Here is a 12,295-nt window from a genome sequence, read left to right as displayed (position 1 = left end):
GGCGGCGCCGCGGCGGGTGGCGCGACCCTTGCGATAAGCTTCGCCGTCGCCGATGGCCGGAGGGTCCATGCGCCGCATCTTGTTGATCATCGTCATTCTGCTCGGCGGCTTGCTCGCCGCACTGTTCGTCGGCCTGTCGCGTCTGCCGGCCGCCGCCGCGCGCGGCGCCGCACCGGTCGCGGTCAATGTCGACGCCGATGCCGCCGCCGCGCGACTGGCGGCGGCGATCCGCATCCCGACCGTGTCGGCGACGCCGGAGGCGCCGAACGACGCCGCCTTCGACGCGCTCGCGGCGCTGCTGCGCGAGCACTATCCGCGCGTGCACGCCGCGCTGGCGCTCGAAAAGGTCGGCGCGCACGGTCTGCTCTATCGCTGGGACGGCCGCGATCCGTCGCTGCCGCCGCTGCTGCTGCTCGCGCATCAGGACGTCGTGCCGGTCGACGCCGCCGGCGAATCGCGCTGGCAGCACGCGCCGTTCTCCGGCGACATCGCCGACGGTTACGTCTGGGGCCGCGGCACGCTCGACGACAAGGGCAGCCTGATCGCGCAGATGGAAGCGGTCGAGGCGCTGCTCGCGCAGGGCTACGCGCCGCAGCGCACGGTTTATTTCGCGTACGGCCACGACGAGGAGATCGGCGGCGACGACGGCGCCAGGAAGATCGCGGCGCGGCTCAAGGCGCTCGGCGTGCGCGCCTGGTTCGCGCTCGATGAGGGCGGCGCGATCACGCGCGGCGTGGTCGCCGGTGTGACGGCGCCGGTCGCCTCGGTGATGGTGGCGGAGAAGGGCTACGCCTCGTTCGAGCTGCGCGCGCACGAGAGCGGCGGCCACTCGTCGATGCCGCCGCCAGTCACCGCGATCGGTCGTCTCGCGCGCGCTGTCGCGCGGCTGGAGGCGCAGCCGATGCCGGCGCGCGTGACGCCGGCGGTGGCGACGATGCTCGAAACGCTGGCGCCGCAACTGCCGTTCGCGCAGCGCCTGGCGATCGCCAACCGCTGGCTGTTCGGACCGCTGCTGCTCGACCAGCTCGCGCAGGCGCCAGTCACCAACGCGCTGATCCGCACGACCACGGCGCCGACCGTGTTCAACGCCGGCGTCAAGGACAACGTGCTGCCCGGCGAAGCGCTGGCGATCGTCAATTTCCGCCTGCTGCCCGGCGACACCATCGCCGACGTGCAGCGCCACGTCGTCGACACCATCGCCGACCCGGCGGTCGAGGTGCGGCTGCAGGCCGAATTCGCCGACGAGGCCTCGCCGCCGGCCGACGCCAGCGGCCCCGGCTACGCGCTGGTGCGGCGCAGCGTCGAGGAAGTGTTTCCCGACGCGCTGGTGGTGCCGGGCCTGGTGGTCGGCGCGACCGACCTGCGCCATTACGCCGACGTCATCGAGGCCCGCTACAACTTCAATCCGGGCCGCCTCGACGCTGCCGATCTCGAACGTATCCACGGCATCGACGAGCGCCTCGCGGTCGCCGAGTTCGCCGACATGGTGCGCTTCTACCAGCGCTTTCTGATCAACGCGAGCGGGACGCCCGGCTGATGGCGCGGCTCGCCGTCAAGGTCAGCCCGAAGGCCTCTCGCGACGCCGTGCTCGGCTGGCACGGCGAAGCGCTGAAAGTGTCGGTGACGGCGGTGCCGGAGCGCGGCAAGGCCAACGCCGCGGTGCAGGAACTGCTCGCCGAGGTGCTGCGCGTGCCGAAGTCGGCGGTGCAGCTGCTGCGCGGCGACACCCACAGCCAGAAGCAGTTCGAGATCGCCGGGCTCGACGAGGCCGAGCTGCGCGCGCGCCTCGACGCCGCGCGGCGCTGAGCGCGGTTCAGGCCAGCGCCGTCTTCAGCGCGGCGACCGCCGTGTCGAGATCCTGCTCGTCGTTGTAGACGTGCGTGCACAGGCGCAGCGCCAGCGGCAGCTCGCCGGTCTCGCCGCTCGCCACGTCGCAGAGCACACGGTTGCCGTGCACGTAGGCCGCGTACAGCCCGTGCTGCTCGTAGAGCGCGCGGAAGGCGGCGACCGCGCGCGCCGGCTGGTCGGTCGCGACCACGCTGATGCCGTGCGCGTAGCGCTCGTCGTCCGGCGTCTGCAGGCGCAGGCCGGCGGCGTGCAGGCGTTCGCGCAGCTGCGTGCCGAGTGCTTGGATGCGGGCCTCGATCGTCTCGGCGCCGAGCGCGAGGTGGAATTCGAGCGCTGTGGCGAGCGCCGCGAACGACGCATCGTTGCGCTGGCCCAGGCACTCGAAGCGCGTGGCGCCGTCGGGCAGCGCCGCCTCCGGATAGTCGAAGGCGTAGTCGTAGCCGACCGTGCTCGGCCGCAGCGCGGCGACGCGCTCGCGGCGCACGTACAGAATGCCCATCTCGCGCGGCCCCATCAGCCACTTGTGGGCGCTGCTCGAATAACTGTCGCAGTCCATCGCCGCGAGGTCGAGCGCGGTCGAGCCCCAGCCCTGCGCGCCGTCGACGTGCACGAAGATGTCCGGCCGGTAGGCGTGGATCGCGCGGCACAGCGCCGCCGCCGGCAGGCGCAGGCCGCTGATGTTCGAGATCTGGCTGAAGCTGACGACGCGCGTGCGCGGGCCGAGCGCGGCGATGAAGGGCTCGATCAGCTCGGCGTCGCTGCGCGGCTGCGCCGGCACGCGCACGACGCGGCAGACGAACGGCGTGCGCGCGCGCCGATAGCCCCAGCTGCGGTTGTTGGTGTGATGGTTCTGGTCCCAGAGCACGACCTCGTCGCTGGCCGCGAGCTCGAAGCCGTTGACGATCGTCGCATTGGCTTCCGTGGTGTTGCGCACGATCGCGACGTCCTCGCCGGCGACGCCGAGGTGCCGCGCGAACAGCGCGCGCAGCCGCGCGATCTGCGTCTGCAGGTACAGCAGGCGGTGATGGAACGAGGCGTCGGCCGCCAGCGCCGCGTTAGCCTCGTCGTAGGCGGCGATCACGCGCTGCAGCGGCGGCGTCAGATTGGCGGCGTTGAGCGGCACGCGCGGCGCGGCGCTGTGCGCGAACGCGAATTCGCGGCGTACCGCGGCCCAGTCGCCGGCGGCCGGCAGCGCCGCCGCCGGTACTGTGGCGCCGGCCTGCAGCAGGCGGCCGCCCAGCGCGGTGGCGACGCCGGCGGCGCCGAGCGCGAACAGCTCGCGGCGGCGCATCAGCGCAGCCCCGCGCGGTGCGGCAAGGCGGTCGCGATCAGCAGCACGGCGCACAGCGCCGCGATGCCGGCGCCGGCGCCGGCGAGCAGGCCGTACAGCGTGCTGCGCAGCGTCGCGATCAGCAGCGCGTCGCCGCTCAGCGGTGCCGCCACGCTGCCGACGACGACCAGCAGCACGATCGCCGCGCCGAGCAGCAGCGCCAGGCCGCGCAGCAGCCAGCTGGGCCAGCGTGCGCGCAGCGTGCCGCCGCCGAGCCACAGCGACGCGAGCAGCACGCCCGCCGCGAACGGCAGCCAGGCCGGCAGCGTGCCGAGCAGGGCGGTGGCGAACACCGATTCCCAGGCGCGCGTCGTGATCCATGCGGACATCGAAACCTTCCTGCCCGTGGTGCCCGGGCGATGCGGAGCAGCGGAAAGCCTATTACGGGACCGCGGCGGGTGGCGCGCTTGACCGGCGACGCCAGCGCCCGCGCCCGAATACCAGTTCAAGGACGGCATCGCCCGCTGTCCGGCGACGCGCGACGGCGGCCCGCGCGATCTCGCTGCGCTGATCGCTTTCAATGCGCGCACGCCGGCCGAGCTCGCCGTGTTCGGCCAGGAGGTGTTCGTCTTCGCGTCGGCGCGCAGGCGCGCAGGCGCGCGGGCCGCTCAGCGACGCGGCGTATCGCGATGCGCGCCGCCGCGCCCTGCAGGCCGCCGGCCCCGACGGCATCGACGCGCTGCTGCGCCGCGAGCACCTGTCGGCGCCGGCCTGGAAACTCGATCCGCTGCTCGGCGATCACTTCGTCGGCGGCGGGGTTTCGCAGGCGCCGGCGATCGCCGGCTACCCGCACATCACCGTGCCCGCCGGGCTCGTCGGCGGCATGCCGGTCGGCCTGTCGCTGGTCGCCGGCGCCTGGCAGGACGCGCCGCTGCTCGGGATCGCGGCGGCCGTCGAAGGGCTGCCGCCGAAGCTGCCGGCACACGGCAGCTGAGCGGCCGCTCCGGCGCGCGGCCTCAGCCGTGACTCTTGCTCGGCGCGAACGGGTGGTACTGGTAGAGCCATGTTTCCGACAGCGTCTGCTCGCCGCTGCGTAGATACAGACGCATGTCGACCGGCTCGTCGCCGCTGGTGGTCAGGTCGAACTGCGCGCGCCAGTGGCCGGGCACGCCGTCCGGCACCGCCTCGCAGAACACGTACGAGAAGCTGCCGCGCGAGGCGCTGAGCACGGCCTCCGGCTTGACGCCGAACGGCAGTTTTTCGAGCGGGCCGCCGAGGAACTCGACCATGAACTTGCGCACGCCCTGCGGACGCGGCTTGCCGGGCTCGCCGCCGTTGCCGAGGCGCGTCGCCACGCAGCGCGCCAGCGGCGTCGGGTACGGTTCGTCGGCGCGCCAGTGCAGGCGGTACTTCAGGCGGTATTCGCTGCCGGCCTTGGCCGGCGCCTTCGGCACCCACATGGCGACGATGTTGTCGTGGATCTCGTCGTCGGTCGGGATCTCGATCAGCTGCACGCTGCCCTCGCCCCAGTCGCCGAGCGGCTCGACCCACAGGCTCGGGCGGCGGTCGTAGTTCACGCCGTCCTGGTAGTGGTCGAAGTTGCGGTCGCGCTGCAGCAGGCCGAAGCCGTGCGGATTCTGGTCCGCGAACGCCGAGGCCATGGTCCGCGGCGGATTGTTCAGCGGCCGCCAGATGCGCTCGCCGTGGCCGTTCCAGATGGCGAGGCCGTCGGAGTCGTGCACTTCCGGACGCCAGTCGATCGCGGTCGCCTTGGCGGTTTCGGAAAACCAGTACATCGAGGTCGCCGGCGCGATGCCGAGGCGCGCGACGTCGCGGCGCAGGAACAGCGCGCACTCGATGTCCATCAGCACCGCCTTTTCGCGCTGCATGACGAAGCGGTAGGCGCCGGCGACGCTCGGACCTTCGAGCAGCGCGTAGACCGTCACCGTGTCGCTGCCGTCCTGCGGCGGCAGGAAGTGGAACTGCGTGAAGCTCGGGAACTCCTCGGGCCGGTCGGCCTGGGCGACGTCGAGGGCGATGCCGCGCGCCGACAGGCCGTACTGGAACAGCTCGCCGATCGCGCGGAAGTACGAGGCGCCGAGGAAGGCGACCCAGTCGTTCTTGCGCCACGGCAGCTTTTCCTGATCGCCGAGCCGCCCGTCGTTCAAACGACTTTCCTGGAAGCGGAAGCCGGCGAAGCCGGCGCCCTTCGGCAGGGCGCGCGCCGGACTGTCGGCCGGCATGTCGAAGTAGGCCGGGTCGTAGACGATCTCGCGCGTCTTCGAGCCGGCGGCGTCGAGCACGTGCATGTGCACCGGCGTCTGGAAGTAGCGGCCGAGGTGGAAGAAGGTCACCGGGAACGGCCCCGGACCGTCCGCGAACAGGGCCTCGTCGGTCTTGAAATGGATCTTGCCGTGCGCCTCGTAGTCGATGCGTTCGAGCACCTCGCGCGGCAGCTTCGGCGGCGGCGCATACGGGGCGGCGGCCAGCGTGCGGGCCTGCGCGACCAGCGCATCGAACGAGAACGGCCGCGTCTTGCCGAGGCGCAGGCCCTGCCGGGCGAGCGATTCGGGCGACAGGCCGAGCGCGGCGAGCGCGGCCATCGAGGTGGAGGCAGCAATGAAGCGGCGGCGGCTGAGCATGACGTCGCGATCCTGGACGGTGAAGGGCGCCGAGGCGGCGTGCGGCGCGCGTCACCGGGGCGCGCGATTTTTAGCGGTCCGCCGATGAACTGTCCATGACCGGCGTCGCCGCGTTCAGTAGCGGCGGATGTTGACGACGCAACCGTGCGTGTCGACCAGCAGCGAGACCTGCCGGTCGTCGTCGGTGCGCAGGCGCGGCGTGCGCAGACGGCCGTCGTCGAGCCGCTCGACGCCGCGCATCGCGGCGAGGTCGGCGTAGGTGATGGCACGGTCGCCGAGCAGTTCGGAGACATGGGTGCTGCACTGCGCTTTCTCGGCGTCGAGCTGGGCGAGGTGCGCGGCCGCGCGCCGGCGGCGTTCGGCCTCGGCTTCGGCGGCGGGATCGGCGACGTTGAGCGTCGGCGTGGTGATCGTCACCGCCAGCGGCGCCGGCGGCGGCAGCGGCGCATCCGGATCGACGGCGGGGGCGGCCGCCGCAGCCGGTGCCGGGCGCGCCGGAGCATCTTGCCGCGGCTCGGCGGCGGCGCGGCGCGTGCCGGGCGTCGCCATGGGCTGCGCGGCCGCCGCCGCCGCCGCTGGCGGCGCGGGTGCCGGCTCCGACGCGACGCGCGCCTCAGGTGTCGGCGCGCCGCCGCCGGCCTCGGCTTCGGCCGGGCCGGAGTCGGCGCCGGGGTTCGCATCGGGGTTCGCGCCGGACGCGGCGGTCGGCGTCGCCGGCTCCGGGGCGGTCGCCGGTGCCGCGGCGGTGGCGGCGGTTTCCGGAGCCCCGGCCGCGGCCGGGGCTGGCGACGGCGCGTTCGCCTGCTGCGACAGCCAGACGGCGGTGCCGACGGCGATCGCGCCGAGCGCTGCGGCGACCGCCAGCCGCGGTACGCCGCCGCCGGAGCCGGCCGGGGCTGCCTGCGCGGCGGGGCCGGCCGCCGGCGCCGGCCAGGCGCGCAGCCAGGTGGTGATCTGCGGCCGTTCGCCGCCGTCGGCGGCGAGGGAGGCTTCGAGTACGGCGCGCAACGCGGCCGGCAGCGGATCGGCGAGCGCGAAGCGCAGCGGTGCGCCGTCGCGCCGCGTCGCGTCGGGCGGCACGCGACCGAACAGCGCGTACGCGCAGCTGGCCGCCAGCGCGTGCACGTCGGTCCATGGGCCGACGCTGCCGGCGGCGTGCCGTTCCTCGGGCGCGGCGTAGGCGAGCGGTGCCGTGCAGCTGATCGTCTGGGCACGGAAGCGCACCGGCGCGCGCAGCGGACCGAAGCCGGCGAGCACCAGCCGGCCGTCCGGCCGCCAGACGAGCTGGGCCGGCGCGATGTCGCGGATCACCAGATTCTGGGCGTGCGCCGCCGCCAGCGCATCGAGCACCGGGCGCAGCGCCGGCAGCAGTTCATGCCAGTCGAGCGCGCCGTGCCGGCGCACGCGCGCGGCCACGCTGTCGTCGCCGGCGGCCTCGAGTACGCAGTAGCCGGTGCCGCCGGCTTCGAAGGCATCGAGCACGCGCGCCAGCCCGGGCTGGCCGAGCGCCGCCAGCGCCGCGGCCTTGTCGAGATAGTTGCGCAGCCACCAGCGCAGCGTGCTGCGGTCTTCGGCGTCGCGCAGCTGCACGGCGTCGCCGTCGCGGCGCACGAAGGTCTGCGGCAGCAGCTCGTGCAGCACGGCCTGCCGTCGGCCGTCGTCGGCGCGGTAGCGGCAGATGAAAGCGTCGCGTCCGATGAGGCCGGTGACCTGCCACGCGCCCGCGTGTGCGCCCGGCGCCAGTGGCGCGCAGTCCGCTGCATCGCTCATGCATTCTCCCTGGACGGTGCCGGGTACGACGGAGGGGGATGGCACCGGCCCCGATTCTGAACAAACCCGATGCGGCGGCCGTATCCGGTGGAATCCTCAGCGGCGCCGCGCCCCGTGCGACAATGGGCGCTGCGTCCCCACCGAGTTGCACGATGTCCGCCGTTGCCGATGACGTCCCCGCCGGCGTCGCCCCGCCCGAAGACAAGCGCGAGCAGAACAAGCTCGCCAAGCGTCTGCGCCGCCAGGTCGGCCAGGCGATCATGGATTACAACATGATCGTCGACGGCGATCGCGTGATGGTCTGCCTGTCGGGCGGCAAGGACAGCTACACGATGCTCGACGTCCTGCTGCAGCTGCAGGCCAAGGCACCGGTCAAGTTCTCGATCACCGCGGTCAACCTCGACCAGAAGCAGCCGGGCTTTCCCGAGCACGTGCTGCCGGAATACCTGCAGTCGATCGGCGTCGACTGGCACATCATCGAGCAGGACACGTATTCGGTCGTCAAGCGCGTGATCCCGGAAGGCAAGACCATGTGCTCGCTGTGCTCGCGGCTGCGCCGCGGCGCGCTGTACAGCTACGCCGCCGAGCACGGCTACACCAAGATCGCGCTCGGCCATCACAAGGACGACATCGTCGCGACCTTCTTCCTCAACCTGTTCCACGGCGGCAAGCTCGCGGCGATGCCGCCGAAGCTGCAGTCCGACGACGGCCGCAACGTGCTGATCCGGCCGCTCGCGTACTGCCGCGAGCGCGACATCGCCGAGTACGCCACGCTCAAGGGCTTCCCGATCATCCCGTGCAATCTCTGCGGCTCGCAGGAGCAATTGCAGCGCAAGCAGGTCCGCCGGATGATGGACGCTTGGGAAAAGGAACATCCGGCCCGCATCGAGCAAGTGTTCGCCTCGCTGACCAATGTCGCGCCCTCGCAGCTCGCCGACCCGAAGCTGTTCGACTTCGCCGGTCTCGGCGGCGACGCGGCGGCACGCACCGACTGGCTGATGCCCGGCGCGGACGCCGCCCCATGATGCGCAGCCTGCTGCCGATCGGCGCGTCACACGCCAGCCCCCGTCGCCTCGCCGGCCGCGGGGGCTTTTTGCTGGCCGGCCTGCTGCTCGCGCTCGCGCTGCTCGGTGCCGCCGCGCCGGCGCCGGCCGCCGCACCGGCTGCGCCGTCGGCGGCTGCGGCGCCGACCACCGCGGCGGCGCCGTTCCTGTGGGAAGTGCGCGGCCGCGGCGCCACGCACTACCTGCTCGGCTCGGTGCACCTGCTGCCGCAGGCCGCGCATCCGCTGCCGAAGGCGCTGGAAGACGCCTACGCGCGCGCCGACACGCTGGTGTTCGAAAGCGATCTCGGCGCGCTCGACGCGCCGGAGATGCAGAAGGATCTGCTCGCCGCGGCGCGCGTCGACGGCGGTCTCGCCGGCGAGATTCCGAAGGCGCTGTACGAGCGCGTGCAGGCCCGCGCCCGCGCTTACGGGCTGTCGGCCAGCGTCTGCGATCCGTACGCCGCCTGGTTCTGCGCGCTGACCTTCGACGTCTTCAGCTTCCACGAGCAGGGCTTCGACGCCGCGCTCGGGCTCGACCAGACCTTCTACCAGCGCGCCGTCGACGACAACAAGACGGTCGAGTGGTTCGAGGCTCCGCGCGAGCACCTGCGCCTTTTTTCCGGCATGGGCGCGCAGATGGGACGCGAGTTCCTCGCCGCGACGCTCGACGAGGCCGACGATCCGGCCGAGCAGCCCGAGGCGCTGCTCAAGGCCTGGCAGAGCGGCGACGTGGCCTTCGTCGAAACCCTGGTCGTCGAGATGCGCCGCGATTTCCCGGATCTCTACGAGCGCCTGCTCGCCGCGCGCAACCGCGCCTGGCTGCCGGGCCTCGCCGCGCGCCTCGAAGGCAGCGCGCCGCAGCTGGTGGTGGTCGGCGCCGCCCATCTGGTCGGCGCCGACGGCCTGCTGGCGGCGCTGCGCGCGCGCGGCTTCGAGGTACGTGCCTATGGCGCGCCGGCGGCGACGGAGCCGGCGGACGCGCCGCTGCCGCGGCGCGGACCCTGAGCGGCGCGCCGGTCCCTCAGCCGCCGGCCACCGGTCCGGCGGCCGGCAGCGCGCGCGGCTGGATGCGCGTCGCCCACAGCACGCCGGCGACCAGCAGCGCGACGCCGAGCAGCGTCAGCGCCGGCGGCCACTGGCCGCGCAGCAGATAGGCGTAGGCCAGCGCCGCCAGCGTCTCGAACACGATCAGCTGGCCGGCCAGCGCGGTCGGCAGGCGCTGGCTGGCGGCGTTCCAGCACAGCGTGCCGAGCCAGGACGCGCACAGGCCGATCGTCACCATCATGGCGACGAAGAACCACGGCCGCGGCCCGAGCGGCATCTCGAAACCGGCGCGCAGCTGCGGCATCGCCAGCCACAGCAGCGCGTAGCCGGCGAGCGCCAGCGGCAGCGTCGCCAGTCCCTGCGCGGTCGCCCAGCCGCGCGGGCTGCGGTCCGGATGGCGACGCAGCCAGTCGGCATTGCGCAGCGGATACCAGGTCCAGCAGGCGACCGAGACCAGCGCCAGCAGCGCGCCGCTGGCATAGCGCAGCAGATCGGCGCCGGGTGCGGCGCGCAGCGCCTCCCACTCGGCGCGGTTGACGCAGGCGATGCCGGCCGACAGCAGCAGCAGCGACGGCGCCAGCTGCGCCCACGGCAGCTGGCCGTCGCGATGCGCGTCGCGCAGGTTGGCGGCGATCGCGATGACCACTGGCAGCGTGCCGATGATCATCGTCGGCAGCGGCGCGCCGGCGCGCTGGATCGCCGCGGCCAGGCACGAGTAATAGAGCAGGTTGCCGACCGCGGTCAGCTTGAGTGCCTCGATCCAGTCGGCGCGCGCGAGCCCGCGCAGCGTCGCGCGGTCGAACCAGGCGAGGCCGAGCGCCAGCATGCCGAACGCCAGGTAGCGGCCGACCGACAGCAGCACCGGCGGGTATTCCGCCAGCAGCACGGGGTTGATGAACACCAGCCCCCACATCAGGCCGGCGGCGAGCGCGTAAAGGGTTCCGATCCACATGGCGCGCGCAGTCTAGGTGCCGGACCGGCCGCGGTCTTGTCGCAGATTGCGGTCGGCGCGGATCAGCCGCGCAGCTGGCGCTGGTAATGGCCGGGGGTGATGCCGTAGCGGCGCAGAAAGGCTCGCGTCAGGTGGGCCTGGTCGGCGAGGCCGCAGGCGGCGGCGACCGCGGCCGGCGCCTGGCCGGCGGCGAGCCGGCGTTTGGCCGCGGCGAGGCGCAGCGCCATCAGCATCTGCTGCGGCGTGACGCCGTGCCGGGCGCGAAACGCGCGCAGGAAGTGGAACGGGCTCAGGCCGGCGACGGCGGCCAGCTCGTCGAGCGTCAGGCGCCGGTCGAGGTGGGCGTGCAGATAGTCGATGACCGCACTGAAGCGCGGCGCCGCCGACGCCGGCGCCGGTCGTGCGACGCGCGCGTGCGGGCGCAGCTGCGCGCACAGGCCGTGCAGCAGGCTGTCGAAGGCGAGCGGCTCGCGCGCCCGCCACAGCCCGTCGAGCAGCGCGGTCAGCCGGCCGGCGGCGGCGCGGTCCTCGCGCACCGCGTCCTCAAACCACCAGCCGGTTTCGCCGCTGATGCGTTCGACGGCCTCGCGTTCGAGATAGATCATGCGGTAGCGCCAGCCGTCTGCGCTGTCGGCGCGGCCGGTGTGCAGTTCGTCGGGATTCATCAGCACCAGCGAGCCGGGCGGCGCCAGATGCTCGCCGCCGCGGTAGCGGAAGCGCTCGACGCCGGCCTCGATCGCGCCGATGCCGTAGGCCTCGTGCGCATGCGGCTCGAAGGCATGGCGCACGATGTGCGCGCGGTACAGCTCGACGCCGGCGCGGTGCGCCGGGCGGCGGAACTCGGCGTGGTCGGGGCGATGCTCGAACGCGTCCGGTACGCCCTGCATGCGCGGATCGGCGGCGCCGGCCACGGCCCGGCTCAGTCGCTCGGCAGCTGGAACGAACGCACTTTCGGCAGCTCCGGCCGTGGCGCTGCCTGGGCGGCGGGCTCGACGGCCGGCGCCGGCGCCGCTCCCGCTGCGACTTCGGCGGCGGCGAGCTCCAGCGGCACTTCCTGCGTGCGTTCGAGCGGCGAGCCGGCGTCGGGCGCTTCCAGCGTCGCCGCCTCCATCCACTGCTGCACGGCCGGGTGCAGGATCACGCTGTGCATGTAGTCGCGCTCGGCGCCGTCGAGCGGGACGTCGTAGATGAAGAAGCGCACCGCGACCGGCGCGTACATGGCGTCGACGATGCCGAACTTGCCGAACAGCCATTCGCCGTCGCGGCCGTGCTCGCGGCGCGCCTCGCGCCAGATCTGGCGCACGCGCGCGATGTCGGCCTCGGCGGCGGCCGAGATCGTCGTGCGCTCCGGCTCGCGGCAGGCGTTGAACGGCAGCTCGCGGCGCAGGTCGGCGAAGCCGGCGTGCATCTCGTGCGCGATCGAGCGCGCCAGCGCGCGCGCCGCCGGCAGCAGCGGCCAGGCGCCCGGCAGCGCGAAGGTCTCGGCCAGGTATTCGCAGATCGCCAGCGATTCCCAGACGCGGATGTCGCCGTGCACCAGCACCGGCACGCGGCCGCTCGGCGAGTGCGCGAGCACGCGCGAGCGGGTTTCGGGCGTGTCGAGCGGGATCACGATCTCGCTGAACGGCAGTTCGTGGTGCTGCATCAGCAGCCAGGGCCGCAGGGACCACGACGACAGCCTCTTGCTGCCGACATACAACGTCATCGGGTTCATTCGGACATCC

General features: G+C 73.4%; 12 protein-coding genes. 5 read left to right on the top strand and 7 right to left on the bottom strand.

Features of this window, described 5'->3' with window-relative positions:
• Window positions 1-52: 52 nt before the first annotated feature.
• Window positions 53-1,537: a M20 family peptidase gene (locus tag K343_RS0105750; RefSeq protein ID WP_281169378.1), complete on the top strand. Its 1,485-nt coding sequence runs from the start codon at window positions 53-55 to the stop codon at window positions 1,535-1,537.
• Window positions 1,537-1,806 (top strand): DUF167 domain-containing protein, encoded by a 270-nt coding sequence (locus K343_RS0105745; protein ID WP_028007236.1) that lies wholly within the window; start codon window positions 1,537-1,539, stop codon window positions 1,804-1,806. The genes K343_RS0105750 and K343_RS0105745 overlap by 1 nt, the downstream gene beginning before the upstream one ends.
• A gap of 7 nt (window positions 1,807-1,813) precedes the next feature.
• Here K343_RS0105745 and K343_RS0105740 read toward each other — a convergent pair whose 3' ends face one another.
• Complete coding sequence (locus K343_RS0105740; protein ID WP_028007235.1) at window positions 1,814-3,139, bottom strand: aminotransferase class V-fold PLP-dependent enzyme; 1,326 nt, start codon at window positions 3,137-3,139, stop codon at window positions 1,814-1,816.
• Window positions 3,139-3,507, bottom strand: a complete 369-nt coding sequence (locus K343_RS24355) for a hypothetical protein (protein WP_028007234.1) — start codon at window positions 3,505-3,507, stop codon at window positions 3,139-3,141. The genes K343_RS0105740 and K343_RS24355 overlap by 1 nt, the downstream gene beginning before the upstream one ends.
• A 191-nt stretch (window positions 3,508-3,698) precedes the next feature.
• On the opposite strand from K343_RS24355, the gene K343_RS0105730 reads away from it, so the two are divergent.
• Window positions 3,699-4,112, top strand: a complete 414-nt coding sequence (locus K343_RS0105730) for an amidase (RefSeq protein WP_028007233.1) — start codon at window positions 3,699-3,701, stop codon at window positions 4,110-4,112.
• 22 nt (window positions 4,113-4,134) lie between these two features.
• Here the strand turns inward: K343_RS0105730 and K343_RS0105725 are convergent, their stop codons facing one another.
• Complete coding sequence (locus K343_RS0105725; protein ID WP_028007232.1) at window positions 4,135-5,760, bottom strand: OpgD/OpgG family glucan biosynthesis protein; 1,626 nt, start codon at window positions 5,758-5,760, stop codon at window positions 4,135-4,137.
• 114 nt (window positions 5,761-5,874) lie between these two features.
• On the bottom strand, window positions 5,875-7,530 hold the full coding sequence (locus K343_RS0105720; protein WP_028007231.1) for a protein kinase domain-containing protein: 1,656 nt from the start codon (window positions 7,528-7,530) through the stop codon (window positions 5,875-5,877).
• 152 nt (window positions 7,531-7,682) lie between these two features.
• On the opposite strand from K343_RS0105720, the gene ttcA reads away from it, so the two are divergent.
• Together ttcA and K343_RS0105710 are read left to right on the top strand one after the other, a co-directional pair.
• A complete protein-coding gene (gene ttcA / locus K343_RS0105715) occupies window positions 7,683-8,555 on the top strand; it encodes a tRNA 2-thiocytidine(32) synthetase TtcA (protein WP_028007230.1) in 873 nt (290 codons plus the stop codon).
• A complete protein-coding gene (locus K343_RS0105710) occupies window positions 8,552-9,580 on the top strand; it encodes a TraB/GumN family protein (RefSeq protein WP_028007229.1) in 1,029 nt (342 codons plus the stop codon). Before ttcA ends, K343_RS0105710 begins: the two co-directional genes overlap by 4 nt.
• 16 nt (window positions 9,581-9,596) lie before the next feature.
• Here K343_RS0105710 and K343_RS0105705 read toward each other — a convergent pair whose 3' ends face one another.
• From K343_RS0105705 to K343_RS0105695, 3 genes are all read right to left on the bottom strand, one after another.
• Window positions 9,597-10,571: a DMT family transporter gene (locus K343_RS0105705; RefSeq protein WP_028007228.1), complete on the bottom strand. Its 975-nt coding sequence runs from the start codon at window positions 10,569-10,571 to the stop codon at window positions 9,597-9,599.
• Between the two features lie 62 nt (window positions 10,572-10,633).
• On the bottom strand, window positions 10,634-11,458 hold the full coding sequence (locus K343_RS0105700) for an AraC family transcriptional regulator (RefSeq protein WP_028007227.1): 825 nt from the start codon (window positions 11,456-11,458) through the stop codon (window positions 10,634-10,636).
• A gap of 32 nt (window positions 11,459-11,490) precedes the next feature.
• On the bottom strand, window positions 11,491-12,285 hold the full coding sequence (locus tag K343_RS0105695) for a glutathione S-transferase family protein (protein WP_028007226.1): 795 nt from the start codon (window positions 12,283-12,285) through the stop codon (window positions 11,491-11,493).
• Window positions 12,286-12,295 lie beyond the last annotated feature (10 nt).

This window comes from Solimonas flava DSM 18980 (assembly GCF_000426685.1).
In the GTDB taxonomy this organism is placed as follows: domain Bacteria; phylum Pseudomonadota; class Gammaproteobacteria; order Nevskiales; family Nevskiaceae; genus Solimonas; species Solimonas flava.
The sequence above is the reverse complement of the archived record's forward strand: the minus strand, read 5'-3'. Positions and strand labels throughout refer to the sequence as shown.